The sequence below is a fragment of the Brenneria roseae subsp. americana genome (genome assembly GCF_003115815.1).
In the GTDB taxonomy this organism is placed as follows: domain Bacteria; phylum Pseudomonadota; class Gammaproteobacteria; order Enterobacterales; family Enterobacteriaceae; genus Brenneria; species Brenneria roseae.
In genome coordinates this window covers 221,558-247,465 of record NZ_QDKJ01000004.1, presented here as the reverse complement: position 1 = coordinate 247,465, position 25,908 = coordinate 221,558, and the positions used below count along the sequence as shown (strand labels likewise).

The 25,908-nt window shown below is 42.3% G+C and carries 21 protein-coding genes and 2 pseudogenes; 20 read left to right on the top strand and 3 right to left on the bottom strand.

Annotated features, from left to right (window positions below; genetic code table 11):
- Positions 1 to 4: 4 nt before the first annotated feature.
- The gene (metG, locus tag B4923_RS06990; protein ID WP_109053635.1) at positions 5 to 2,032 is read right to left on the bottom strand and encodes a methionine--tRNA ligase; all 2,028 of its coding nucleotides are present in this window, start codon (positions 2,030 to 2,032) and stop codon (positions 5 to 7) included.
- Positions 2,033 to 2,277: 245 nt separating this feature from the next.
- Here metG and apbC point away from each other — a divergent pair, with 245 nt between their 5' ends.
- From apbC to asmA, 4 genes and pseudogenes are all read left to right on the top strand, one after another.
- Complete coding sequence (gene apbC / locus B4923_RS06985; RefSeq protein ID WP_109053634.1) at positions 2,278 to 3,387, top strand: iron-sulfur cluster carrier protein ApbC; 1,110 nt, start codon at positions 2,278 to 2,280, stop codon at positions 3,385 to 3,387.
- Between the two features lie 268 nt (positions 3,388 to 3,655).
- Positions 3,656 to 4,296: pseudogene (gene udk, locus B4923_RS06980) on the top strand (uridine kinase).
- A gap of 61 nt (positions 4,297 to 4,357) precedes the next feature.
- Positions 4,358 to 4,939 carry a dCTP deaminase gene (dcd, locus tag B4923_RS06975; protein ID WP_109053633.1) on the top strand — a complete coding sequence of 194 codons (582 nt, stop codon included), beginning with the start codon at positions 4,358 to 4,360 and terminating at the stop codon, positions 4,937 to 4,939.
- Between the two features lie 121 nt (positions 4,940 to 5,060).
- Entirely contained in the window at positions 5,061 to 6,893 is a 1,833-nt protein-coding gene (asmA, locus tag B4923_RS06970; RefSeq protein WP_109053632.1) for an outer membrane assembly protein AsmA, read from the top strand.
- Positions 6,894 to 6,908: 15 nt separating this feature from the next.
- On the opposite strand, the gene B4923_RS20870 is transcribed toward asmA, so the two are convergent.
- Positions 6,909 to 7,049: a hypothetical protein gene (locus B4923_RS20870; protein WP_170116028.1), complete on the bottom strand. Its 141-nt coding sequence runs from the start codon at positions 7,047 to 7,049 to the stop codon at positions 6,909 to 6,911.
- A 165-nt stretch (positions 7,050 to 7,214) separates the two neighbouring features.
- On the opposite strand from B4923_RS20870, the gene dcuC reads away from it, so the two are divergent.
- Positions 7,215 to 8,570, top strand: coding sequence for an anaerobic C4-dicarboxylate transporter DcuC (gene dcuC / locus B4923_RS06965; RefSeq protein WP_109053631.1), 1,356 nt, complete (start codon positions 7,215 to 7,217; stop codon positions 8,568 to 8,570).
- A gap of 53 nt (positions 8,571 to 8,623) precedes the next feature.
- On the opposite strand, the gene B4923_RS06960 is transcribed toward dcuC, so the two are convergent.
- On the bottom strand, positions 8,624 to 10,210 hold the full coding sequence (locus tag B4923_RS06960; protein WP_109053630.1) for a TerC family protein: 1,587 nt from the start codon (positions 10,208 to 10,210) through the stop codon (positions 8,624 to 8,626).
- Between the two features lie 722 nt (positions 10,211 to 10,932).
- On the opposite strand from B4923_RS06960, the gene wecA reads away from it, so the two are divergent.
- The 15 genes and pseudogenes from wecA to B4923_RS06885 all read left to right on the top strand — a co-directional run bounded on the left by wecA (position 10,933) and on the right by B4923_RS06885 (position 25,879).
- Positions 10,933 to 12,039 carry a UDP-N-acetylglucosamine--undecaprenyl-phosphate N-acetylglucosaminephosphotransferase gene (gene wecA / locus B4923_RS06955; protein ID WP_109053629.1) on the top strand — a complete coding sequence of 369 codons (1,107 nt, stop codon included), beginning with the start codon at positions 10,933 to 10,935 and terminating at the stop codon, positions 12,037 to 12,039.
- Positions 12,040 to 12,157: 118 nt separating this feature from the next.
- Positions 12,158 to 13,294, top strand: coding sequence for a polysaccharide export protein (locus B4923_RS06950; protein ID WP_109053628.1), 1,137 nt, complete (start codon positions 12,158 to 12,160; stop codon positions 13,292 to 13,294).
- Between the two features lie 10 nt (positions 13,295 to 13,304).
- Positions 13,305 to 13,739 carry an arsenate reductase/protein-tyrosine-phosphatase family protein gene (locus B4923_RS06945; protein WP_109053627.1) on the top strand — a complete coding sequence of 145 codons (435 nt, stop codon included), beginning with the start codon at positions 13,305 to 13,307 and terminating at the stop codon, positions 13,737 to 13,739.
- A 16-nt stretch (positions 13,740 to 13,755) separates the two neighbouring features.
- Positions 13,756 to 15,935: pseudogene (gene wzc, locus B4923_RS06940) on the top strand (tyrosine-protein kinase Wzc).
- A gap of 117 nt (positions 15,936 to 16,052) precedes the next feature.
- Complete coding sequence (gene rfbA / locus B4923_RS06935; RefSeq protein ID WP_109053626.1) at positions 16,053 to 16,919, top strand: glucose-1-phosphate thymidylyltransferase RfbA; 867 nt, start codon at positions 16,053 to 16,055, stop codon at positions 16,917 to 16,919.
- Between the two features lie 13 nt (positions 16,920 to 16,932).
- Positions 16,933 to 17,352: a sugar 3,4-ketoisomerase gene (locus tag B4923_RS06930; RefSeq protein WP_109053625.1), complete on the top strand. Its 420-nt coding sequence runs from the start codon at positions 16,933 to 16,935 to the stop codon at positions 17,350 to 17,352.
- Complete coding sequence (locus B4923_RS06925) at positions 17,330 to 17,800, top strand: acyltransferase (protein ID WP_109053624.1); 471 nt, start codon at positions 17,330 to 17,332, stop codon at positions 17,798 to 17,800. Before B4923_RS06930 ends, B4923_RS06925 begins: the two co-directional genes overlap by 23 nt.
- Positions 17,793 to 18,902 carry a DegT/DnrJ/EryC1/StrS family aminotransferase gene (locus B4923_RS06920; RefSeq protein WP_109053623.1) on the top strand — a complete coding sequence of 370 codons (1,110 nt, stop codon included), beginning with the start codon at positions 17,793 to 17,795 and terminating at the stop codon, positions 18,900 to 18,902. The genes B4923_RS06925 and B4923_RS06920 overlap by 8 nt, the downstream gene beginning before the upstream one ends.
- Positions 18,899 to 20,152, top strand: coding sequence for an O-antigen translocase (locus B4923_RS06915; RefSeq protein ID WP_109053622.1), 1,254 nt, complete (start codon positions 18,899 to 18,901; stop codon positions 20,150 to 20,152). Before B4923_RS06920 ends, B4923_RS06915 begins: the two co-directional genes overlap by 4 nt.
- A gap of 37 nt (positions 20,153 to 20,189) precedes the next feature.
- Positions 20,190 to 20,993, top strand: a complete 804-nt coding sequence (locus tag B4923_RS06910) for a glycosyltransferase family 2 protein (RefSeq protein ID WP_109053621.1) — start codon at positions 20,190 to 20,192, stop codon at positions 20,991 to 20,993.
- Positions 20,977 to 21,555, top strand: coding sequence for an acyltransferase (locus B4923_RS06905; RefSeq protein ID WP_109053620.1), 579 nt, complete (start codon positions 20,977 to 20,979; stop codon positions 21,553 to 21,555). The genes B4923_RS06910 and B4923_RS06905 overlap by 17 nt, the downstream gene beginning before the upstream one ends.
- Before the next feature lie 9 nt (positions 21,556 to 21,564).
- Positions 21,565 to 22,674 (top strand): polysaccharide pyruvyl transferase family protein, encoded by a 1,110-nt coding sequence (locus tag B4923_RS06900; RefSeq protein WP_109053619.1) that lies wholly within the window; start codon positions 21,565 to 21,567, stop codon positions 22,672 to 22,674.
- A gap of 1 nt (position 22,675) precedes the next feature.
- The gene (locus tag B4923_RS06895; RefSeq protein ID WP_109053618.1) at positions 22,676 to 23,653 is read left to right on the top strand and encodes a glycosyltransferase family 2 protein; all 978 of its coding nucleotides are present in this window, start codon (positions 22,676 to 22,678) and stop codon (positions 23,651 to 23,653) included.
- Positions 23,640 to 24,704, top strand: coding sequence for a hypothetical protein (locus B4923_RS06890; RefSeq protein WP_109053617.1), 1,065 nt, complete (start codon positions 23,640 to 23,642; stop codon positions 24,702 to 24,704). The genes B4923_RS06895 and B4923_RS06890 overlap by 14 nt, the downstream gene beginning before the upstream one ends.
- A gap of 53 nt (positions 24,705 to 24,757) precedes the next feature.
- Positions 24,758 to 25,879, top strand: a complete 1,122-nt coding sequence (locus tag B4923_RS06885) for a glycosyltransferase family 4 protein (protein ID WP_109053616.1) — start codon at positions 24,758 to 24,760, stop codon at positions 25,877 to 25,879.
- Positions 25,880 to 25,908 lie beyond the last annotated feature (29 nt).

The following is a 25,908-nucleotide window of genomic DNA, read 5'->3' as shown; positions in this document are numbered from 1 at the left end:
GGGATTATTTGACCTGCATGCCTGGCTGGGCGCCGCTATCCGGACTCAGCAGGAAAATGTCTTTACCACCGGGACCGGCTGCCAGCACCATGCCTTCCGATACGCCGAAACGCATTTTACGAGGCGCAAGGTTGGCGACCATCACCGTCAGACGACCAACCAGTTTGCCCGGGTCGGGATACGCGGTGCGGATACCGGAAAAGACCTGACGGGTTTCTCCCCCCAGATCCAGCGTCAGACGCAGTAGTTTATCAGAACCATCAACCTGCTCAGCTTGCGTGATTAGCGCGATGCGCAGATCCACTTTGTCAAAATCATCAAAGCCGATCATATCCTGTATCGGGTCATCCGCCAGCGGACCGGAAACCGCTTTGGATTGGGCCATATCTTCTTTGGACGCCTCGACCATGGCATTGACTTTATCCAGATCGATACGGCTGAAAAGCGCCTTGAAGACGTTGACCTGATGGCTGAGCAAGGGTGTCGCGATCTCATCCCAACGCAGTTCTTTGTTCAGGAAGGCTTCCGCACGTGCAGCCAGCGCCGGCAATACCGGTTTCAGGTAGGTCATCAGTACCCGGAACAGGTTGATGCCCATTGAACAGATTGCCTGTAGATCGGCGTCGCGGCCTTCTTCCTTCGCCACAACCCACGGCGCCTGCTCATCCACATAACGGTTTGCCACATCGGCCAGCGCCATAATTTCACGGATCGCTCTGCCAGATTCACGGTTGCCGTAAGCTTCGGCAATACTTTCTGCGGCATCGGTGAAGGTGTTGTACAGGGCTACGTCAGCCAGTTTATCTGCCAGCTTGCCGTCAAAACGCTTGCTGATGAAGCCTGCGTTACGTGATGCCAGGTTTACCAGCTTGTTCACGATATCGGCATTCACGCGCTGCACGAAGTCTTCCAGATTGAGATCGATATCGTCGATGCGGGAAGAGAGCTTCGCGGCGTAGTAATAGCGCAGGCAATCTGCATCCAGATGTTGCAGGTAAGTTCCGGCTTTGATGAAGGTGCCGCGTGACTTGGACATCTTGGCGCCGTTAACCGTCACATAACCGTGTACAAACAGGTTGGTGGGTTTACGGAAACCGCTGCCTTCCAGCATGGCCGGCCAGAACAGGCTGTGGAAATAGACGATGTCTTTGCCGATAAAATGGTACAGGTCGGTAGTAGAATCTTTATTCCAGAATTCATCAAAGTTCAGATCGCCGCGTTTGTCGCACAGATTCTTGAATGAGCCCATGTAGCCAATTGGCGCATCCAGCCAGACGTAGAAATATTTGCCCGGCGCATCGGGAACTTCGAAACCGAAGTAAGGCGCATCGCGGGTGATATCCCACTGCTGTAGACCGGCGTCAAACCATTCCTGCATTTTGTTGGCAACCTGCTCCTGCAATGCACCCGAACGTATCCAGGCTTGCAGCATGTCGCTGAAGGCCGGTAAATCAAAGAAGAAGTGCTCGGATTCGCGCATCACCGGCGTGGCGCCGGACACCGCGGATTTGGGATCGATCAGCTCTGTGGGGCTATAGGTGGCGCCACAGACTTCGCAGTTATCACCGTACTGATCGGCCGCTTTACATTTCGGACAGGTGCCTTTCACAAAACGATCCGGCAGGAACATGCCTTTTTCCGGATCGTACAGTTGGGAAATGGTACGGTTTTTAATAAAACCGTTCTCTTTAAGACGGCTGTAAATCAGTCCGGACAGTTCGCGGTTCTCTTCACTGTGCGTTGAGTGATAGTTGTCATAGCTAATGTTGAAACCGGCGAAGTCCTGCTGATGTTCCTGACTCATCGCCGCAATCATTTGCTCCGGTGCTATCCCCATCTGCTGAGCTTTCAGCATGATCGGCGTGCCGTGGGCATCGTCTGCACAGATAAAATGAACCTGGTTGTCGCGCATTCGCTGGTAACGAACCCAAATATCCGCCTGAATGTGTTCAAGCATATGACCGAGGTGAATCGAACCATTAGCGTAAGGCAGCGCGCACGTTACCAATATTTTCTTTGCGACTTGAGTCATGAGGAACTTGCTTTCTTTTGTGATAGAGGGAAACCGATGTTAACCGATAGCAGCTTACGGCGTAAACCGCTGCCTTATGTAAAACACCTCTGACGGCAAACAGATTCGGGTGGAACGTATTAATGTCACCGTTGATCAACATAGCCGGCACGATTTTTTACACTCGAACGCGCGAGCGCCGTGAGCTTCTGGTATTCTATAAACTGTTTTTTATCGGTTGATAACGAGAATTTCAAGGAGCCGGAATGAACTCAAAACTCCCCGAGCAACGTCCTGAAGCATTGCGGGCCATGGTCAACGGGGTTCTTTCTACTTTTCAGCACCCGACACTGAAAAACAATCTGACCACGCTGAATGCGCTGCACCATTGTGCGCTACTGGATGATGTGTTGCATATTGAGTTGACGATGCCGTTTGTCTGGCTCAGTGGACTGGAAGCATTAAAAGAGACGGTCAGCGACGAACTACTGCGCCTGTCTGGCGCGAAAGCCATCGAATGGCGCCTGACGCATAATGTCGCCACGCTACGCCGGGTAAACGATCAGGCTGGCGTGAAAGGGGTGAAGAACATTATTGCCGTCAGCTCCGGCAAGGGCGGTGTCGGAAAATCCAGCACTGCGGTCAACATGGCGCTGGCGCTGGCGGCGGAAGGGGCTAATGTCGGTATTCTGGATGCTGATATCTACGGGCCATCGATTCCAACGATGCTGGGGGCGGCGAGTGAGCGTCCAACGTCACCGGACGGCCAGCATATGGCGCCGATTGTGGCGCACGGCCTGGCGACAAACTCGATTGGTTATCTGGTGACGGATGACAATGCCATGGTGTGGCGCGGGCCGATGGCCAGCAAAGCGCTGTTGCAACTGTTGCAGGATACGCTCTGGCCGGATCTGGATTATCTGGTGCTGGATATGCCTCCGGGAACCGGTGATATCCAGTTGACGCTGGCGCAGAATATTCCGGTGACGGGGGCCGTTGTAGTGACGACGCCACAGGACATCGCACTGATGGATGCCATGAAAGGTATTGCGATGTTTGAGAAAGTCAGCGTGCCGGTATTGGGCATTGTAGAGAATATGAGTGTCCACATCTGTAGTCACTGTGGTCATCTGGAGCCAATCTTCGGCACCGGGGGAGCACAAAAACTGGCGGAAAAATACCATTGCGCCCTGCTGGGACAGCTGCCGTTGCACATCTCTTTGCGTGAAGATCTGGATCGTGGCGAACCGACGGTCATTAGCCATCCCGACAGCGAATTCACTTCATTGTACCGTGAGCTGGCGGGGCAGGTTGCCGCACAGCTTTACTGGCAGGGACAGGTGATTCCCACCGAGATTGCTTTCCGGGCGGTGTAGTTTCACATAACAATCCGGTTGGTGAGGCGGCGGGCGCCTGATTTTCCTCGTCGTCTCCGTTTCCCCCTGCCATTAACCTTATCTGGTTCCCTGTTTGACAGAACCGCATTCATACTGAACCGAACATTGTCATTCGCCGTTCTATGCAGCAAGGCTTCGAGATGCTTGAAAGGGTGGCGTGAACCGTGCTAACTCCCTATAATTGCGCGGCAAAGCGCCTGCTGGCGCGTTCTCCTCTCTTTTTATTGTTAATCAGGTCGTTAATACCATGACTGAGCAGTCTCATCAGTGTGTCATCATCGGGATCTCGGGGCATCGGCTTCCGGTAAAAGTCTTATTTCCAGTACGTTATACCGTGAATTGCGCGATCAGGTCGGTGACGAACATATTGGTGTGATACCTGAAGACAGCTACTACAAAGATCAAAGCCATCTGACCATGGAAGAGCGGGTCAAAACCAATTATGACCACCCCAGCTCAATGGATCACAGCCTGTTGCTGACGCATCTGCAAATGCTGAAGGCGGGGCGGGCGGTAGAGCTTCCCCTCTACAGCTATGTTGAACATACCCGTAAGCAGGAAACGGTTCATCTTGAGCCAAAGAAAGTCATTATTCTTGAAGGTATTTTGCTGCTGACAGACGCTCGCCTGCGTGATGAGATGAATTTTTCCATTTTTGTCGATACTCCGTTGGACATCTGCCTGCTGCGCCGTATGCGTCGCGATGTTAACGAGCGCGGCCGTTCAATGGATTCCGTAATGGAGCAGTACCAGAAAACGGTGCGGCCCATGTTTTTGCAATTCATCGAGCCGTCAAAGCAATACGCCGATATCATTGTTCCTCGCGGCGGTAAAAATCGTATCGCGATTGATATTTTGAAAGCCAAGCTAAGCCAGTTCTTTGAATAAGTCGGTGCGTTAAATAAGTGAAGGGGATTTTCCCCAATGCCAGTATCGAGTGGAGAAAAAGATGAGACTGTGTGATCGTGACATTGAAGCCTGGTTGGATGATGGCCGGTTGGTGATTACTCCCCGCCCGCCAACAGAAAGAATTAATGGCGCGACTGTTGATGTCCGTTTGGGAAACCAGTTTCGGGTGTTCAGCGGCCATACCGCGGCCTATATTGATCTAAGCGGACCGAAGGATGAAGTCAGCTCGGCCCTGGATCGTGTGATGAGCGATGAGATTATTTTACCGGAAGGCGAAGCATTTTTTCTTCATCCGGGAGAACTGGCGCTGGCGGTGACGTTCGAGTCGGTAACGTTGCCGGATAATCTGGTCGGATGGCTGGATGGTCGCTCTTCTCTCGCGCGCCTGGGATTGATGGTCCATGTGACTGCGCACCGCATTGATCCCGGTTGGCAAGGAAGAATTGTGCTGGAGTTCTATAATTCAGGTAAGTTGCCGTTGGCGTTGCGTCCCGGAATGATGATCGGCGCGCTGAGTTTTGAGCCGTTATCAGGTCCGGCGGCACGTCCTTACAATCGTCGGCAGGATGCCAAATATAAAGATCAGCAGGGCGCTGTCGCGAGCCGGATCGATGAAGACTAAATTGCCGGCAGGCCTGTTGCATACCTGACAGATTTCAAGACGCGGTAAGGCGGAAAGCGAAAGCCGCACGTTTGCAGCTTGAGGGATGAAGGGCATAACGTGTATCACATGTGAGGATGGCATGAGAAGATTTCTGACAACACTGGCAATTCTGCTTGTAGTGCTGGTGGCAGGAATGACCGCCCTGGTAGTGCTGGTTAATCCCAATGATTTTCGCGCTTATATGATAAAACAGGTCGAGGAGCGTAGTGGCTATCGTCTGCAATTGGATGGCGATCTGCGCTGGCACGTCTGGCCGCAGTTGAGCATTCTGTCTGGCGGTATGTCGCTAAGCGCGCCCGGGTCGACGGCGCCGGTGGTTAGCGTGGAAAATATGCGGCTTGATGTACAGCTCCTGCCACTGCTGTCTCACAAGCTGGCGATCAAGCAGATCATGCTGAAAGGGGCGGTTATCCAATTGACGCCCGAAAGCGAAGCGAAAAAACCCAGTAGCGCGCCCATTGCGCCGGCCGGATCACCGGTACCGGCAGAAGAGCAGGGATGGCGATTCGACATCGATAAACTGAAAGTAGCGGATAGCCTATTGGTGTTGCAACGCAGCGATGACGAGCAGATCAACGTTCGTGATATCAATTTATTGATGGAGCAGGACGGTAACCGTCAGGTCAGTATTACCTTATCCAGCCGGGTTAATCGCGATCAGCGCGATATCGCATTTTCTCTGTCTGCGGATATGGATATGCAGCACTTTCCGCAGCAGGTCAACGCAAATATCAGCTCGCTGGAGTACCAGATTCAGGGCGCAGGCATTCCCGAAGGCGGCATTAGCGGCAGCGGCAGTTTGCAAGCCAGCTATCAACAACAGCCTGAAAAAATCACTGTCAGCCAACTGGCGCTGAGCGCCAATGAGAGCCAGATAACGGGAAGCGGCAGCGCCCGGCTTGGCGAACTTCCTGACTACGTTCTGGATCTGAAGTCCGGCAAGCTGGATTTGGATGCGCTGCTCGGCATGAAACCTACCGTGGAAAACGGCGCGTCAGTTGCTCAGGCTAAAGCGGGCAAGCCGGTGATTTCCACGAAGGCGCCCTCACCTGATGTGCAGGATGACCTGAAAGGGTTTACCGCGCGGTTATCACTGCAAGCCGATTCACTTGTCTATCGTGGACTTAACATCAGTCAGTTTAATCTTCAGGCGACTAACCAGCAGGGCGTGCTGAATATCGACGCGCTGAACGGCAAGCTGGGCGAAGGGAGTTTCTCCTTACCGGGAAAGATAGATGCAAAAGTGTCTCCTGCTATCACTTTTCAGCCTGAACTCACGAATGTTGATGTTTCTCAACTAACGGCAGCGTTTGCGCTGCCCCAGAGCCTGAGCGGTAAGCTATCGCTGAACGGCCAGTTTTCCGGTAACGCATTCAGTCTGCCTGCCTTGACACAGCAGTGGCAGGGGAAGGCTGCCTTGAAAGCCAGTAATCTGCGTTTACAGGGAATGAATATTCAGCAAATGGTGCAGATGGCTGTCGTGCGTAATAACATGAATATACGGGGGCGGGAACGCTATGAACGTTATACCGAAGTACGACAGTTGACGGGTAATGTGCAGCTTAATGCGGGTAAGTTGCGCATTACTAACCTGAATGGTCACTCTGAATTGCTGACGTTAACCGGTTCCGGGGTGGTTGATCTCACTGTCAGAACCAGTGATACCAATCTGGACGTACGGATCACCGAGGGGTGGCAAGGTGACGAACAGTTAATCAACGTGTTGCAAAATACGGCGATTCCCTTACGGATTTATGGCTCGTGGGATAACTTGAATTATCAGTTACAGGTAGATCAATTGCTGCGTAAACGCCTGCAAGATGAATTGAAGAAACGCTTAAATGACTGGGCCAATAAAAACCAGGAAAGTCAGAAAGGTAAGGATCTGAAACAGCTGCTCGATCGGCTATAAGCATCGGTTTTACTACTATACTTTTGCCTGGCCGCCTTGCGCCGCTTCCAGCAACGCCACCCGGCGATAAGCTTTTATTTTCTTAGCGGGGATAGCGCCGATCTCGGTCGGCGTGAAAACCTGAACACTCCTCAGCACGGCTTCTTTTGTGAGCACATTACACCTTTTCTATGCGTTGATTCACGGATCTCACTTGAATATTTGAGCTTCTTTGGCAGATCTGTACACTCTTTTCCGCTTGTAACAGAGTAATCTGTTGCTGACGAATTTTAATGCCTGAACGTCAGGCTATACATTTTATTATTCAGGTACAAAAACTAAATGCTCGAACTTCTGATTGGTGTTGTTGTAACGGTGCTTGTGGGGCGTTACATCATAAAAGGCTACTCAGCCACCGGGGTCTTGATGGTGGGCGGGTTGGTGTTGCTGGTCATCAGCGCCCTGCTGGGGAAAAGTGTGTTGCCCGCCAGCGCCAAAGCAACCGGCTTGAGTGCCACAGATATTGTTGAATACGTTAAGATTTTGCTGATGAGCCGAGGCGGCGACCTTGGTATGATGATCATGGTGCTGTGTGGATTTGCCGCTTACATGACCCACATTGGCGCGAACGATGTTGTCGTGAAGTTGGTGTCACGCCCGCTGAAAATGATCAACTCGCCTTATTTGCTGATGATTGCGGCATACTTTGTTGCCTGCCTGATGTCGCTGGCGGTGTCATCCGCAACGGGGTTGGGCGTTTTGCTGATGGCGACGCTGTTTCCCGTTATGGTCAACGTTGGTATCAGCCGTGGCGCCGCCGCCGCAATTTGCGCGTCTCCGGTTGCGTTGATCCTGTCCCCGACATCCGGTGATGTGGTGCTGGCCGCACAGGCTGCCGAGATGAGGCTGGTTGATTTTGCTTTCAAGATTACGCTGCCCATCTCCGTCATTGCCATTGTTTGCATGGCGGTGGCGCATTTCTTCTGGCAACGCTATTTGGATAATAAAGCGAATGTCAGCCATGAAATCCTGGATGCCAGTGAAATTATCACTGACGCGCCGCGTTTCTACGCTATCCTGCCATTTACCCCTATCATGGGCGTGCTGGTATTTGATGGCAAATGGGGGCCGGAACTGCACATTATTACCGTACTGGTGATGTGTATTATTCTGGCGGCCGTGCTGGAGTTTATTCGTTTCTTTAATGCACAAAAGATTTTTGCCGGTCTGGATGTCGCTTATCGCGGTATGGCTGAAGCGTTCTCCAACGTGGTCATTCTGCTGGTGGCGGCCGGCGTTTTTGCACAGGGTCTCAGCACGGTTGGATTTATCAGCGGCTTAATCGGTTTTGCCCAGTCTTTTGGCAGCGGTGGATTGGTGATTATGCTGATGCTGGTGGTGATCACGATGCTGGCGGCGATGACAACGGGTTCAGGTAATGCGCCGTTCTATGCGTTCGTTGAATTGATTCCTAAACTGGCTTCGCAAATGGGTATCAACCCGGCCTATCTGGCTATTCCCATGTTACAGGCTTCGAACCTTGGACGGACGATTTCTCCTGTTTCCGGTGTTGTTGTCGCGGTAGCCGGGATGGCGAAAATATCGCCTTTCGAGGTGGTTAAACGGACATCCGTTCCGGTGCTGGTGGGTTTAATCGTCGTCGTGGTTGCAACCGAGATTATGGTGCCTGCCCGCTAAGAACATAAAACGGCGCTTCCCGCTGGGGAAGGCGCCGTTTTTTCTACGCAAAATCAAACCTCAAAGTCGGATTGCGGCTCACTGCCGGGGGTAATCAGCACTTTCATAATCCGATGGCTCTCTACGGTGAGGATGGTGAATTGATAGCCATCAATAGACAGCACATCACCAGCCTGCGGGATTCGCTGAGAATGCTCCATCAATAACCCGGCCAGCGTATAGTATTCCCGTTTTTCATCCAGCGAGAGTGGAACGTACATGGTCAGGTCTTCCAGCGGAATATAGCCGTTTGCGATCCAACTGCCGTCTTCGTTCTGCTGGATATCATGACGGGCATCCACGGCTTCACCTTCCAGCGGCAGATTGCCCGCGATGGTTTCCATTACATCGCTGAGTGTCACAATTCCTTCAACCGAGCCAAATTCGTCCACAACAAATGCAAAGTGAGTCCTCGCTTCTCTAAATTGCTCCAGCGCCAACAGCAAAGAGAGCTGTTCAGGGAAGACCAGCGGCTGTCTGACCAGAATAGAGAGATCGAACGGCTTCTGATTCAACTGCTGTTGCAGAATCTCCGAGACATGCACAATCCCCAACGGTTCATCTGACGTTTCACTGTCCGTAATAATCAGCCGGGTATGTTGATTGGTGGTGAGTATCCGGGCCAGTTCGCTTTGCGGGGTATTCAATTCAACCGGATCGATATCATGGCGTGAGGTCATAATGCTGCTGACGGTACGCTGCGCCATTCCAAGCACACGCTCAATCATACGACGTTCCTGACGATTGAAGACCTCGTTACCTGTATGCGCATTATCCGCAATCATCGATGATGTCTGATTATCCAGTTCGGCTTCCTCATGATCGCCGCGCAGAATACGCAATACGACTTCAGCAGTGCGCTGGCGCAGAGGAACCGAAGAGGAGAGAAAGCGTCGACGGTTAAATTGCGAAATCTGATTCAACAATTCAATCAGTACTGAGAAACCAATTGCGGCGTAGAGATAACCTTTGGGGATGTGATAGCCAAAGGCATCTGCCACCAGGCTAAAGCCGATCATCAGCAGGAAACTGAGGCACAGAATCACAATCGTCGGATGTTCGCTGACAAACCGGGTCAGCGGCTTGCTGGCCAGCAACATTAAAAAGATGGCGATGGTGACGGCAGACATCATCACCAATAAATGGTCCGTCATGCCAACGGCGGTGATGACCGAATCCAGTGAGAAAATGGCATCCAGAACGACAATTTGTGCGACTACCGGCCAGAATCTGGCTCCCTTGCGCTGGGCATGCTGCTCTTCATCTTTGCCTTCCAGCCGTTCATTAAGCTCCATGGTAGCTTTGAATAGCAGAAACAGGCCTCCAATCAGCATGATCACATCGCGAGCGCTGAAGGTATGTCCAAATAGCGTGAAGAGAGGGGTGGTCAGAGAAACCAGCCAGGAAATTGAAGATAAGAGAACCAGTCGCATCAGCAATGCAAGCAAAAGTCCTACGACTCTGGCTCTATCTCGTTGTTCTTTCGGTAGTTTTTCAGCCAGAATGGCAATAAAAACAAGATTATCAATACCTAATACCAGTTCCAGCACGACCAGTGTGGCCAAACCGGCCCATATCGTTGGATCTGCGATCCACTCCATATTTATTATTTCACCTTTCTTGACGAAGACATGACTAGCGTATCAGGGCCAACGCGAATGAACCAGAATTTGTAAAGACATTATGTAACATCTAACAAAAACGGTTATACATGAACATCCGCCGTATATTGTTAGCTATTTGTAGACGGCTTCGCCAAATTTTAGCTAATAAAAGTTAAGAAAAGCGCCCATAAGCAAAATTTTCTACTATATCGGCATGATACAGGCCGCAATATTTGATCATATCTGTGAACCGCACATAGAATAGCGCACGCACTTGCCATGCGCCTTACCCGTTAAAGATGGTGTGCTTTTATAAAATTTTCATCGAAATATGCTGACTTTATCCTTTAAGTTGGTTTTTCATCCTATAGGGAGGTTCGAATGTTATGGATGCACGTAGTCTTATTCTGAAAAAAAACCCTCCGACATCTTAATTCTTGTGATCTGCGCTTAGTCGTCAATACTATGAAAGCTTGGAAATCGATTTTTGCCAAAGGGATGGCTTTTTGTGTAAAAAATTTGTTACTTGCAACAACTGTCTAACATAATTGATTGGGCTGCATAACTACAAAAAGACTCACAGAGAAAAGTGTAACTTACGGATCCAAAGTCTAACCACTGGATGGTGTTCCGTACTTTGACAGTGCATTGGTAGCTATAAGCCAGGGGCGGTAGCGTGCCTAATGTAACAACTCATAACGGTTGATGATGGTGTAAAAATGCAAGAGCTCACGGTGATATTTTTAAGCGCATTCGTCGCATTATTCGTGGCGAGAAAAGCGGCAATCAACGTTGGATTAGTGGATAAGCCCAACATACGTAAGAAGCATCAAGGACATATTCCGCTCGTTGGCGGGGTATCCATCTATATGGCGCTATGGGTACTGTATGCGTTACGACCGGACTGGTTACCCGATTTCTCCCTCTATATGATCTGTGCCACTGCGCTGCTGGTTGTTGGCGTATTGGACGACCGCTTCGATCTTCCTGTCTTACCCCGCATCGGATTACAGGCATTTGTTGCCGGATTGATGATGTATGCGGGTCTGTACCTGACCTCATTAGGAAAGATACTCTTCGGATATGAACTATTTTTAGGTTTTTTGGGTTATTTCGTTACCTTGTTTGCCGTATGGGGAGCGATCAATGCTTTCAATATGGTTGATGGCATTGATGGTTTACTGGGTGCTTTATCTTGCGTGACGTTTGGTGCGCTTGCTGTGGTTTTCTACCTTGGCGGCCATGGTGCGTTGGCCAGTTGGAGTTTGTGCCTGTTGGCAGCAACGTTGCCTTATATCCTTCTGAATCTGGGGATTCTCTGGGGGGATAGATTTAAGGTGTTTATGGGAGATGCGGGCAGCACGCTGATAGGTTTTACGGTAATCTGGTTGTTGATGCTGGCAACGCAGGGTGAGGATGCCGTAATACGCCCGGTAACGGCACTCTGGTTTATCGCTATTCCACTAATGGATATGGTGACGATCATGATACGCCGTATCCGGCGGGGAGATAGCCCGTTCAAACCCGATCGCGAACATTTACATCATATATTGATGCGCGCGGGCTTAACGTCACGTCAGGCATTGGCTGTTATTGTCGGTGCGGCGATTTTATTTGCTGCTGTAGGCATTATCAGCGAGCGTAGCGGGACGACAGAGTCTATTATGTTAAGCGTATTTCTAATGGCGTTTGTCGGCTATTTCTGGATGATCAGCAGAATATGGCGTGTATTGACCTGGTTTCGACGTATCAGCCATAGGCAGCAGCGTTCCGGAGCAGCAATCGTGAATGTAGATAAAGATGGCACAACACCGCTAAAGCGGTAAATTACCTGCTTTTTACACGTTAGACCGAGGGTTAATTTGGGTCTGTTCTTCTCTATAATAACGAACTATTTTGTAGGGATTTGCGCAATATTCAATTAAGAGCGATGGCATACACAGGATGATAAAGCACAAATTAAAATTGATACCATTGGTGGTGTCGGCGGCTCTGCTTAGCGGCTGCACCATAATTCCCGGCACGCACCTTTCCACCAGCGGCAAGGAAGTGATTAAGCAGCAAGATGCTGATTTTGATATTGATAAATTGGTTAATGTTTATCCTCTAACGCCTTATTTAGTGGAAAAAATGCGGCCGAAGCCGCTGATAGCGCAAAGCAATCCGGCGCTGGAAAAAGAACTGCAAGGCTATGAATATCGTATCGGCATTGGTGATGTGATCATGGTGACCGTATGGGATCACCCTGAATTAACTACCCCGGCCGGTACTTACCGTACTGCGGCGGATACCGGTAACTGGGTGCATTCTGATGGTACGATTTTCTACCCTTATATCGGTAAGGTAAAAGTTGCGGGTAAAACGGTAACTGAAGTGCGTGAGGAGATTATGAGCCGGCTTGCTCAATATATTGAATCTCCTCAAGTAGATGTCAATATAGCTTCATTCCGTTCTCAAAAAGCTTATGTAACCGGAGAAGTGGCAACTTCTGGGCAACAGGCGATTACCAATGTTCCACTGACGGTGCTGGATGCTATTAACAAAGCCGGTGGCCTGACTGAAGATGCGGACTGGCGTAATATCGTGCTGACGCACAATGGTAAAGAACAACGACTCTCCCTCCAGGCGCTGATGCAAAACGGCGATCTCTCGCAAAACTACCTCCTCTATCCGGGTGACATTCTCTACATTCCTCGCAATGACGATCTGAAAATATTCGTGATGGGAGAAGTGACAAAGCAAAGCACGCTTAAAATGGACCGTAGTGGTATGACATTGACTGAAGCGCTGGGTAATGCTGAGGGGATGGATCAATCACTGGCGGATGCGACAGGTATATTTGTGATTCGTCCATTACGTGGAACGAAAGGGCCTAAGCTCGCAGATATTTATCAGCTTAATGCATCGGATGCCACATCATTGGTAATGGGAACTGAATTCCAATTGCAGCCGTACGATGTTGTCTATGTAACAACTGCTCCGGTTGGCCGTTGGAACCGTTTAATTTCACAACTTGCGCCGACTATTTCTGCCTTTAATGACCTCAGTGCAGGAAGTTTACGTATCCGTACTTGGCCATAAGGATATGAGTATGTTTGGTTCAATATTAGTGGTCTGTGTTGGTAATATCTGTCGTTCCCCAACTGGGGAACGACTGTTAAAACAGGCATTACCCAATAAACACATTGCGTCAGCTGGACTAGGTGCGTTGGTGGATAAGCCAGCAGATGTCATGGCAAGAGATGTGGCACAGGCGCATGGACTATCTCTGGAAGGACATAGTGCACAACAGTTGACTTCATCGTTATGCCGTCAATATGACCTGATTCTGGTCATGGAGAAAAGGCATGTTGATGCTGTAAGTAAAATTGCACCGGAAGTGCGTGGCAAAACCATGCTATTTGGTCATTGGCTGAACCAGCAGGAAATTGCCGATCCCTACCGTAAAAGCCGCGAAGCGTTTGAATTCGTCTATTCACAACTTGAGCAGTCTGCCCAAAAATGGGCGCAAGCATTAAGCCGTTAACCAGTCAGGGAAATCCATGGCAGATAATATTTCAGTAAAATCATCTGAAAATAAAGCAGATGAAATCGATTTAGGGCATTTATTGGGAACATTGCTTGATAATAAATGGCTGATTGTTGGCGTTACTACGCTATTTACGATTATTGGTATTCTTTATGTAACGTTGGCAACTCCAATTTATAAGTCCGACGCATTGATTCAGGTGGAGCAGAAATCGGGAAATAGTTTACTGAATGATATTTCCAGTATGTTACCTGATGCGAAACCGCAGTCTGCAGCTGAAATTGAATTAATTAGATCTCGAATGGTTATTGGAAAAACCATTCGGGATCTATCATTAGATACTGTTGTTGAGCAAAGGTATTTCCCTGTTTTTGGAAAGGGACTTGCGCGCGTGTTAGGCAATGAGCCTGGAAAAATAGCTGTGTCCCGTTTGGATGTTGTGGGATCTTGGCAGGATAAAGATATTGAATTGACAGTGTTAACAGAGAATACTTATGAGATAAATTCAGGTGATTTAGTAAAATTTACTGGAACGGTAGGGAAGTTAGAACAACACAATGGTGTTACTATATTAGTTAGTGATATTGCCGCAAAACCAAAAACCGTTTTTAGTGTCAAAAAATTAAATGAACTGACAGCTATTAATTCATTACTTTATGATTATCCGTAGTTGATAAAGGGAAAGATACTGGAGTATTGCAATTAAGTCTTGAAGATGAAGATTCTATTAGAGCTAGCAAAATATTAAATAGTATTAGTCAAAACTATCTACAGCAAAATGTAGAGAGAAAATCAGAAGAAGCAGGTAAGAGTTTAGAGTTTTTAAAAGAACAATTGCCAAGTGTTCGTGATGCTTTAAATGAAGCCGAAAATAAGCTTAATAAATTTCGTCAACAAAATGAATCGGTTGACTTAACTTTAGAAGCTAAGGCAGTTCTTGATACAATGGTCTCAGTAGAGTCACAATTAAATGAGCTTACATTTAAAGAAGCTGAGATATCTAAGCTTTATACCAAAGAGCACCCCGCTTATCGTGCATTAATGGAGAAAAGAGTAACACTGGAACAAGAGCGTGATAAATTAAATAAACGAGTAGGAGGGATGCCAAAAACTCAGCAAGAGATATTACGTTTGACTAGAGATGTACAAGCGGGGCAGGAAGTGTATATGCAATTGTTGAATAAGCAGCAGGAGCTAAGTATTAATAAAGCGAGCACTGTAGGTAATGTTCGTATTATTGATCCGGCAGTTACGCAACCAAGCCCAGTAAAACCGAGAAAAATATTGATAGTTCTATTGATAACAATTTTCGGAGCGTTGGCGTCAATTATTGTTGTTATTGCTAGAGCGGTGTTGCATAAAGGTATAGAAAGTCCGGAACAGCTTGAAGAGTTAGGTATTAACGTATACGCGAGCGTACCACTTTCTGAATGGCAACAGAAAAAAGACAGAGAATTATTCATTCATAATAAAAATAAGAAGATTAATGCGCGTTCGAATGAATTACTTGCAGTTGGGAACCCAACAGATTTAGCAATTGAAGCTATTCGAAGTTTACGTACTAGCCTGCATTTCGCCATGATGGAGGCGAAGAATAATGTGCTGATGATCTCTGGTGCAAGTCCAGCGATTGGTAAAACCTTTGTCAGTGCTAACCTGGGCGCTGTCATAGCTCAATCTAATCTAAAAGTCCTGATTGTTGATTGTGATATGCGCAAGGGTTATGCACATGAATTGATGGGTACTAATAGTGTTAATGGTTTATCAGATATCTTATCTGGACAGATTACTGTAGAAAAAGCACTCCGAAAAACCGCAGTAGAAAATATGGATTTTATACCTAGAGGGCAAATTCCGCCTAATCCTTCGGAGTTATTAATGCATGCGCATTTTGCTGAGTTTATTGAATGGGCTGCCAAGCACTATGACATTGTATTGCTGGATACTCCCCCTATTCTAGCTGTGACGGACGCAGCAATTATCAGCAGGCATGCTGGTACATCATTATTGGTTGCGCGTTTTGAAGTTAATACATTGAAAGAAATTGAGGTGAGTATCCGCCGCTTTGAACAGAATGGTGTCGAAATCAAAGGTGTTATTCTCAACGCTATTGTAAAACGTGCAGCAAGCTATTATGGATATGGGAATTATCACTATTATAATTATGACTATAAGTCAGAGAAAAATAGTTAATAATATTCCTTCTGATAAAATTATTCATGTTTATTAAGATAACCGGATGAGCACAGTACGTCCGGTTGTTCTTGTATGCCATCATAGATTAAAATTGATTTTCTATTGGAGTTGACAGTGAAAGGTATAATCCTTGCGGGCGGTTCTGGAACTCGTCTTTATCCTATTACATTGGGTGTTTCCAAACAATTATTGCCTATTTATGATAAACCGATGATTTACTATCCTTTGTCTGTACTTATGTTGGCAGGCATTCGGGATATTTTAATTATCACTACACCGGAGGATAAAAGTACCTTTCAGCGGTTATTAGGAAATGGAGAAAATTTTGGTATCCAACTCTCATATGCTGTCCAGCCTAAACCTGAAGGGTTAGCCCAAGCATTTATTATCGGTGAAGAATTTTTAGACGGAGACAGTTGCTGTTTTGTTTTAGGTGATAACATTTTCTTTGGACAAGGGTTTAGCCCTGTTTTAAAACGTGTTGCGGGAAAAGTATCAGGCGCAACGATTTTCGGCTATCAGGTTGTAGACCCTGAGCGTTTTGGCGTAGTCGAGTTTGATAAAAACCGCAATGTTATTTCTATTGAAGAAAAACCGAAAGCCCCCAAATCAAATTGGGCGGTAACTGGGCTTTACTTTTACGATAATCAGGTAGTGGATTTGTCTAAACAAGTGAAACCTTCAGTAAGAGGTGAGTTGGAAATCACTACATTAAATGATATGTATTTGAAACGTGGGCAGCTACAGGTTGAGTTTTTAGGTCGTGGGTTCGCTTGGTTAGATACGGGTACGCATGATAGCCTTATTGAGGCTTCGACATTTGTTGAGACAGTTGAAAAAAGGCAAGGAATGAAAATTGCTTGCTTAGAAGAGATTGCTTGGCGGAATGGTTGGTTGACTGATATTCAGCTATTAGATTCGGCAAATAGATTAATTAAAAATCAGTATGGGCAATATCTTAAACGATTGATCAAAGAATAATGGAATCAAATTTATGCAAATAAAAATTCTACAGCTACAAACTCATGGTGATGATCGTGGTGCCTTAGTGGCATTAGAAGAAGGTAAAAACATTCCGTTTGACATTAAACGGGTCTTTTATTTGTTTAAAACAAAAGAAGGTGTACGCAGAGGCTTCCATGCCCACAGAATGCTAAAGCAGGTAGCTATCGCTGTGCGTGGTTCATGTCGTTTCTTGTTGGATGATGGTACTGAAAAGATAGAGTTGCTGCTGGATAATCCAGCTCAAGGTGTAGTAATTGAACCGCACTTCTGGCATGAAATGTATGATTTTTCAGATGATTGCGTATTAATGGTCTTGGCCGACCAACCTTATGATGAATCTGATTATATTCGAGACTATGATAAATTTGTAGATATGGTGGCTTCTAATGTTTATCCATCCCCTCAGTGATGTTCAAACAGAAAATATAGGCAATAACACTCGGATATGGCAGTTTTCTGTGATTTTAAAAGAGGCTGTTATAGGAAGTAATTGTAACATTTGCGCACACACTCTAATTGAAAATGATGTGGTTATTGGAAATAATGTCACGATAAAATCTGGAGTGTATTTATGGGATGGGATAATAGTTGAGGATAATGTTTTTATAGGTCCTTGTGTTACATTTACTAATGATAAAAAACCTCGTTCAAAAGTATATCCTGATCAGTTTTTAAAAACGACAGTTAAAAAAAATGCATCTATCGGTGCGAATGCAACGATACTACCAGGAATAAAAATTGGTATGAATAGCATGATTGGTGCTGGCTCGGTAGTTACTAAAGATGTTCCTGATAATGCGATTGTTGTTGGTAATCCTGCTAAAATTATTCGATATATTGGACATGAAGATGATTAATTTTCTCGATCTCAAAGAGATCAATGCGACTTATAAAAATGAATTGAAGGATAGCTTTTTAAAAGTACTAGATTCAGGTTGGTATATTACAGGAAAAGAGCTTTCGACATTTGAAAAACAGTTTGCTGATTACTGTGGTACAAAATATGCCATTGGTGTCGCTAATGGCTTGGATGCACTAACTTTAACCCTCAGAGCATGGAAGGAATTGGGGAGGTTAAAAGAAGGTGATGAGGTTATTGTTCAAGCAAATACTTATATCGCTTCTATTCTTGCTATTACCGAAAATCTGCTGAAGCCTGTATTTGTCGAGCCAGATCCCCAAACATATAATCTTTCTCCTAATAAAGTAAAAGCGGCAATTACTCCAAGAACAAAAGTAATTTTGCCAGTTCATCTCTATGGCCAAATAACTCCAATGAATGAGATTATATTCATTGCAAAAGAATATAATCTTCTGGTATTGGAAGACTGTGCGCAAGCACATGGTGCGTCATTAGAAGGTAAAAAAGCAGGTGCTTGGGGAGATGCGGCTGGTTTTAGCTTTTATCCAGGTAAAAATCTTGGAGCACTTGGGGATGCAGGTGCGATAACAACTAATGATGATGAGTTAGCAGCGGCACTCAATGCATTGAGAAATTATGGTTCTCATAAAAAATATGAAAATCTATATCAGGGAGTAAACAGTCGACTTGATGAGCTTCAGGCTGCTTTTCTTTCTGTTAAATTGAAGTTTTTGGATTCAACTAATATCAGGAGACAGGAAATAGCCAAAGCGTATACATCTGGAATAAAAAATAATTTAATCAAGTTACCTTATTTGCCTGAATCCACTGGTGAACATGTATGGCACTTATTTGTTATTCAATGCGAAAGCCGAGATGAACTACAAGCGTATCTCTTAGAAAAAGGTGTACAAACATTAATACATTACCCAACTCCACCACATTTGCAGAAGGCATACCAAGAGTTAGGTTATGTTATAGGCGATTTACCTATTACTGAGAAAATACACCAGCAAGTTTTAAGTCTACCAATGGGACCTACAATGACGCTGAGTGAGGTAAATAAAGTGATAGAAGCGGTAAATGATTACCAATGAACTTGATAAAAACTTCTATTTTAAGTTTTATTGCAACGGCCATTAAAGTCTTAGCCGGGCTAGTAATAAATAAAGCAATTGCTATGTTTGTTGGACCTACTGGTCTAGCTTTAGTGGGGCAATTTCAGAATTTTAGCCAAATAGCAATGACTGCTGCTAAGGGAGCAATAAATAGCGGTGTTACTAAGTATATTGCAGAGTATGGTAATAATGAGGAAGAGAAAGTTCCTATTTTAATAAGTACTTCGGCTAAAATATCTATTATTTGTTCTGCTATTGTAGGTGCCTTTACCATTTTTTTTTCCAATTTCGCATCTTTGCACTTTTTGCATGACGTAAAATATCAGTATATTTTTGTAATATTTGGGTTTACCATTATTCTTTTTTCATTAAATCAATTGATTTTATCTATCCTTAATGGATTAAGAGAAATTAAATCCTTTATTTCTATCAATATAATCCAAAGTTTATATGGATTAGTTTTCACTACTATATTGATTGTTTTTTTGGGTATAGATGGAGCTCTTATTGCTTTAGTAACAAATCAGTCGGTAGTGTTTCTAATTGTTATATGGATGCTGAGAAAACATGCAGTAATAAAGTGGGATAATTTTTTACATAGATTTGATAAAGTGGAAGGTAAAAAACTTCTAGGGTTTGCGGGGATGGCATTAACATCTGCATTGACTCTTCCTATTTCTCAATTGATTGTTCGTAATTATATTGTGGATAAAATTAGTTGGGATGCTGCAGGCTATTGGCAGGCAATTTGGTATATATCTACTATGTATCTGATGGTTATTACTACTGCTTTAAGTACTTATTATTTACCTCGACTCTCAGAAATAAAAGAACGGACTGAGTTACGGGAAGAGTTGATTAATGGATATAAAATAATCCTTCCTGTTATTATTGTTATGTCACTAAGTATATTTTTACTAAAGGATTTTATCATTTTGGTTTTGTTTAATAATGATTTCATGGCAATGCGAGAATTATTTAAATGGCAACTCACTGGTGATGTGATTAAGATATCATCTTGGTTGCTTGCGTTTATCCTTATTGCCAAAGCTGAGGTGAAAATCGTTATTTTTTCTGAAGTAATATTTTCTATTTCCTTTATTTTATTGTCATTTATGTTTATTAAACAAACTAATAGTGTTATTGGTGTGACATATGCATATGTATGTAATTATATAATGCATTTCTTTTTTATGTTGACCGCTGTGTTTTATAAGAAATTAGTATAGTGTTTTAAATTTATAATTAATTTATAGGTTACGTTCAATGTTCACGATAGTGATACCGTCTTATAATGGCGAGAAATATATTTTTAAAACTATTGATTCAATACTACAACAAACATTTCGTAATTTTGAAATTATTCTTATTGATGATGCATCTAAAGATGATACTGTTAACATGGTGAGGTCGAGGTATCCTACAGAAGTTAAAATTATTGAGAAAAAAATAAATCAAGGATTAGCTAAGAATATTAATGAAGCAGTTTCTCAGGCTAAAGGAGAACTCATTGTTTGCTTAGGGCAAGATGATTTATTAGATAAAAATCATCTTAATAAGGTAAAAGATGTTTTCCTCGACGAAAATGTCACTATTTGTCATAATGCATCAAAGATTTTGAGCCCAACTGATATTGTCGGCGATTATTTTATCTCACCACCTAAAATAATTAAAGTCACAAATAATTATAAATATGAGATGTCTAAAAGAAATATTTTTCAAAGCTGCGGGCTCTGTTTCAGGAAGAGTGTTTTCTTATCTGTTTCTGGGTGGGATGAATCATATAAGCTTTATGGAGAATGGCTGGTTTATCTAAAAATAGCTTCCGCAGGAAAGCTAGTGTTTATTCCGGAGCTTATATCTTTTTATCGAAGACACGATTCTAATATAACTAACACATTTAATACCATAGAGAGTTACATTGATAGGCGTAGATATTTTATAAAATGCAGGAAAGCAGCCCTAACTTTGAATAATTTCAATTTAACTGAGAAAATTAAGTTAAATATTTTTTACTTTTTATATGATTTTAGAATTATAGGTAGAATTTTATATGAAAAGGTTTTTTAGGATAATAAGGTTACTTTTGGTTGAAAGTCATCAATATTTAAGGCGTGCTTACTATGGTTTAATATTATTCCGAATTCACCCTTTTAGAGCTATGCAGCCAGTATATATAACAGGAAAAGGGAATGTGAAAATACATAGCTCCGTTACCTTCGGAGTTAGAAATTCACCTGGATATTTAAATACATATGCATATATAGAAGCTCGAGAAGTAGACTCGGAAATTATTATTAAAGATAATACGGTAATTAATAATAGCTTCTGTATTATTGCAAATAAAGCAAAGATCGAGATTGGATATAATTGTTTGATCGGTGATAATGTTAAAATATTTGGAAGTGACTTTCATGCTATTACAAGTGGTATGAAAACTAAAAAAAATGCTATTGACAGAGATATTGTTATAAAGGATAACGTATGGATTTGTTCAAATGTGATCATATTAAAAGGCGTTACAATAGGTATTAACTCTATAGTTGGTGCAGGAAGTGTGTTAACAACTTCTGTTCCTGATAATGTCTTGGTGGCAGGTAATCCTGCAGTTGTTATTAGAGAATTAGACTAGATATATTTTATGAAAATATTATTTACCGGCTACTACGGTTTTAATAACTTTGGTGACGATCTTTTCCCTCTTGCATCGTTAGAAGCATTAAAGAATGAGACTGAAATTGATATAGCTATATTATCTCCTAAGATTGATGGGATAGATGCTAATTTTTTAGTACCAGATTTTGTAAGTAAAATTTATCGAGGGAATAGTTTTTTAAGCAAGCTTTCCCGTATGTTTTTTATGCTATTTTACTCGTTTTTATACGATAAAATTGTGCTTGCAGGTGGATCTGTTATTTCATCAAATACATCAAATAATATGAGAATGCTTCAGTATATTCTTGCAAGAATAGGTGTTTGTAAGTTGTACGCTATAGGTGTTTCAGTCGGTCCTTTTTCAAGCAAGAAAGATGAGGCGTTTAGTCGAAAGTTTATTAATTCTTTATCCTATCTCTCAGTTAGAGATAATGCATCTGTTGATGAGTGTAAGCGTATTAAATGTACACATATACCTGATAATAATTTTGATATAGCCGGTGTGCTCTATCCTTATTTCAAACGTAATAACTTATATTCTTCTAATACACAGAAGTTAGGTGTATCTTTATGTTTTTATGAACGATATGCGGGGGGCGATAAAAGAATTGAAGATAAACGAAGTTCCGCTCTTATTGATGGTATTATTAATTTTTGCTCTAAAAATAGAAGCATTGAAGTTATTGTTTTTGTTTTAAATACTAATGATGATTTGGGTGATTATTATATATCAAAAAATATATTCGATCTTCTTACTGAAAATGGAATAAATGTTTCCCTTTGGCAACATGCAAATCCCCTACAATCAATAGAGAAAATAAAGGAATGTGATTTTTTTATTACAACTAGACTACATGGGGGGATTGCTGCATATTTATCAGGCATTAATTTTTGTCTTGTTGAATATCATAGAAAATGTACTGATTTTAATAATGCTATTTTCTATCCTAGAGATTTAAGATTAGATAATATCAATATTACCTCTCAGAGGGTTGATTTAGTGCTCAATGAATTGCTCACTGTTAAACTTGATGTGCTCAAACCAAGTGATTATGAATCTTTTTCTTTGAAACCTTACAGCAGAATATTAGGCTAGAATGATGGATAATTCGAGGATTTCGATCTCTTTTGTTGTTATAGGACTTAATGAGGAGGCATCATTAGATGGATGTTTCCAATCTATAACAAAAGCTATCTCTAAGTTAGATAGTGTTGAATACGAGATTATATATATAGACAGTGGTTCATCTGACAGAAGTGTTGATATTGCTCGAGAGGTTAGAAACTGTAAAATATTTAAGCTTACTAAAAATAGAAGTGCTTCGGCTGCGAGAAAAGTTGGTGAATTAAATGCTAAGTATAACTATATTTTATTTTTAGATGGTGATATGCTCTTGGATGTAAGTTTTCTAGAAAATATTTTTTCAGAAAATATTCTGTCTGATTCTATAGTTGGTTGCATTGGACTTCGCCAAGAAAACACTTTTAATTATTTCCGAAACGAGTTTGAAATTAAAACGAAAGACTTCTATAAAAACAAAAATATGTCTAATGTCAAACACATTGGTGGTGCATTTTTAGTTTGCAGAGATGTTTTAATAAAGTCTGGGGGATTTCAACCAGATCAGATTATGTGGGAAGAGCAACTTGTCTTATCTAATATTATGAGTCTGGGCTATAATATAAAGTGTATTAATATTCCATTTATTATTCATAATAATAGAAAGACTACAAGCTACGCATCAAACCTTCGGTCTTATTGTAAACGGTATGGGACTGGTTATTATTTTTCTCATTATATATTTAATTCTTATAAAAATGGTTCTATTAAATATACGATCCTAAATCAATCTCCTTTTTTTTGTTTCTTGGGTTTCTTTTCTTTGTTTTTGTTTATTTCTTTTTTTAAAGTTAAATATGCTTTGTTATTTCTCTTCATTTTTTCTCTTATCTATATTATTGTTTTTGGGAAAAAAAATCTTGCTCACTCTGTGTTAAGACTTCTGTCTCTGGTAAGATATTTTTTTACAAGTAAAAATAAATTTGAATTTTGCTGGAAATATGAAAATAAATAAACCTTGGTTCCTTTTTTTCTCAATAAAAGTTCTTTATTCTTTAATATCACTTTTTATTCTTAGTAGCATTACTAAAATTGGTGATAGCGAAAGATATATTAATGCGGATTTGAATATTTCGCTGAGGACTTTCTATGATTCTACTGCTTTTATGGATTTTATTGGCGGTATTCTTGGCCTCGGTGGTAGTGCGTTTGCATTCTTGGGATTTGCAATTATAAATTTATGCTTAACGTTTTATGCTCTAAGAGATTTCACGTTTACACGTCGCCAACTTTACACATTGCTTGCTTTCTTATCCTTTCCAAGTTATTTAATCTGGACCAGTGTTCCATCAAAAGAAGCAATTGTATCAGGTTTTATGATTATACTGGCGTCTGATATTGTCAGGTTATACTTTAAATTTAACCGGCTTAATTATTTTGTTGTTTTATTAGCATTTTATATCATTGTTATATTTAAGCCACAATATATGCCAAGTATTATTGTTTGCTATCTAACAGGTTATCTATTTGGTAAGAAAAATTCTAATGCAAGTATTTTTCTGATGGTATCTATAATTGGTATTACAGCAATAGCAATTGCCCTCTATTCATTCAATGATGTAATTTCTGACACGGTATTCAGAGTTATCCGAGGGTTTGATCTCGAAGCTGGAGCGAGTCGTGAGGAGTTTTGGGTAAGGCCTAGTGATTGGTATACAAAAGCTTTTGAAGGCATGTTGTTATCTTTTTGGGGACCAACATTTTCTGAGGCTGGACGAAGTATGATTGTCCTTTTTGTGTTTATTGAGTCGCTGATAATAACTATTATATTAGTAACATTGTTCTTTATTTTGATATCTAATAGATTTAGACTTTCATTTATATCAATGCTAGTTTTTTCTACTCTCCTTTTACTTTTCGCTACATATCCATTTGGTGTTATGAATTATGGTAGTGCTATTAGATATAAACAAGGGTATTATCCATTTTTACTTATTCTTTTTTACTGTATTCCGATATTTTCTCGCATAGAAAAAAGATATTTAGGGAATACGGGAGTGTTATGATATTTTGTTCATAAAGTATTTATTTGTTATTGAAATTTTCTTAAGGTTGAGTTATGGCCGTTATCGTGCTTACTGCAAATACTAGTTGGTATATATATAATTTTAGAAAAAATACAATCAAGGCATTAATTGATAATGGTTATTCTATCGTTGTTATATCCCCTAAAGATGAATATTCAGATAAAATAATTTCATTAGGAGCCGATTTTATTCCTGTCCATATCGAACGAGGTAGTATCAATCCTTTGAAGGAAGTTTTATTGATAATTAGATTTTTTAAAATTTATAATAAATTAAAACCTGATGTTGTGTTAAATTTTACGCCTAAAAATAATATTTATAGCACATTGGCTGCAAACTATGCAGGTTCAAAAGTTATTAATAATATTGCGGGGTTGGGAGTGTCTTTTAATAAAAATAATTTTTTATATTTTATAGTGAAAAACTTATATAAGTTATCTCAAAATAAAGCATATAAAGTTTTTTTTCAAAACGAAACAGATAGAAGTTTTTTCATTGATAATGACCTTATTCCAATTAGTAAGACCAAAAGATTACCTGGTTCAGGAGTTGATTTAGAACGGTTTTGCACTGTTTCGGCGCCAGATGATGGCGTTGTCAGGTTTCTTTTGGTCGCTAGATTATTAGTAGAAAAAGGTGTAGTTCATTTTGCGGAAGCCGCAAAAGTTTTAAAAAATAAGTATGGAGATTCTGTCGAGTTTAACCTGTTAGGGTTTATTGATTCAGTAAGCCCGTCTGCGATATCATCAGACCAAATAAACATCTGGGTTAATGAAGGCATAGTTTCATACTTGGGAGTGTCACAAAATGTTGAAAGAGAGATTGGGCGATCTGATTGTATCGTCTTACCTTCTTTTTATAGAGAGGGGGTACCTAAATCTCTTTTGGAGGCTTGTGCTATGGGAAAACCAATTATTACTACAGATAATGTCGGATGCAGAGAAACTGTAGTTGATGGTATTAATGGTTTTTTATGTACGCCAAGATCTAGTCTCAGTCTTCTTGAAAAAATGGAAAGTATGATAAATATGACTCATGCTCAAAGATTGGCTATGGGAGAATATAGTCGTAAAAAAGCTGAGAATGAATTTGATGAGAAAATTGTTATTAATGAATATGTCAGGGCTGTTAAAGAATTAGTTCGAGCTTACTAAGCTAAACTTTTTACTCTTGAGTGGAACCT

Bases quoted from the DNA above. Each gene is read 5' to 3' on its own strand.
- apbC (WP_109053634.1), top strand. From the start codon at position 2,278: ATGAACTCAAAACTCCCCGAGCAACGTCCTGAAGCATTGCGGGCCATG.
- asmA (WP_109053632.1), top strand. From the start codon at position 5,061: ATGAGAAGATTTCTGACAACACTGGCAATTCTGCTTGTAGTGCTGGTG.
- B4923_RS06930 (WP_109053625.1), top strand. From the start codon at position 16,933: ATGCAAATAAAAATTCTACAGCTACAAACTCATGGTGATGATCGTGGT.
- B4923_RS06885 (WP_109053616.1), top strand. From the start codon at position 24,758: ATGGCCGTTATCGTGCTTACTGCAAATACTAGTTGGTATATATATAAT.
- B4923_RS06915 (WP_109053622.1), top strand. From the start codon at position 18,899: ATGAACTTGATAAAAACTTCTATTTTAAGTTTTATTGCAACGGCCATT.
- B4923_RS06950 (WP_109053628.1), top strand. From the start codon at position 12,158: ATGATAAAGCACAAATTAAAATTGATACCATTGGTGGTGTCGGCGGCT.
- B4923_RS06945 (WP_109053627.1), top strand. From the start codon at position 13,305: ATGTTTGGTTCAATATTAGTGGTCTGTGTTGGTAATATCTGTCGTTCC.
- B4923_RS06890 (WP_109053617.1), top strand. From the start codon at position 23,640: ATGAAAATAAATAAACCTTGGTTCCTTTTTTTCTCAATAAAAGTTCTT.
- B4923_RS06920 (WP_109053623.1), top strand. From the start codon at position 17,793: ATGATTAATTTTCTCGATCTCAAAGAGATCAATGCGACTTATAAAAAT.
- dcuC (WP_109053631.1), top strand. From the start codon at position 7,215: ATGCTCGAACTTCTGATTGGTGTTGTTGTAACGGTGCTTGTGGGGCGT.
- B4923_RS06900 (WP_109053619.1), top strand. From the start codon at position 21,565: ATGAAAATATTATTTACCGGCTACTACGGTTTTAATAACTTTGGTGAC.
- wecA (WP_109053629.1), top strand. From the start codon at position 10,933: ATGCAAGAGCTCACGGTGATATTTTTAAGCGCATTCGTCGCATTATTC.
- B4923_RS06960 (WP_109053630.1), bottom strand. From the start codon at position 10,210: ATGGAGTGGATCGCAGATCCAACGATATGGGCCGGTTTGGCCACACTG.
- B4923_RS06910 (WP_109053621.1), top strand. From the start codon at position 20,190: ATGTTCACGATAGTGATACCGTCTTATAATGGCGAGAAATATATTTTT.
- B4923_RS06895 (WP_109053618.1), top strand. From the start codon at position 22,676: ATGATGGATAATTCGAGGATTTCGATCTCTTTTGTTGTTATAGGACTT.
- metG (WP_109053635.1), bottom strand. From the start codon at position 2,032: ATGACTCAAGTCGCAAAGAAAATATTGGTAACGTGCGCGCTGCCTTAC.
- B4923_RS06905 (WP_109053620.1), top strand. From the start codon at position 20,977: ATGAAAAGGTTTTTTAGGATAATAAGGTTACTTTTGGTTGAAAGTCAT.
- dcd (WP_109053633.1), top strand. From the start codon at position 4,358: ATGAGACTGTGTGATCGTGACATTGAAGCCTGGTTGGATGATGGCCGG.
- B4923_RS06925 (WP_109053624.1), top strand. From the start codon at position 17,330: ATGTTTATCCATCCCCTCAGTGATGTTCAAACAGAAAATATAGGCAAT.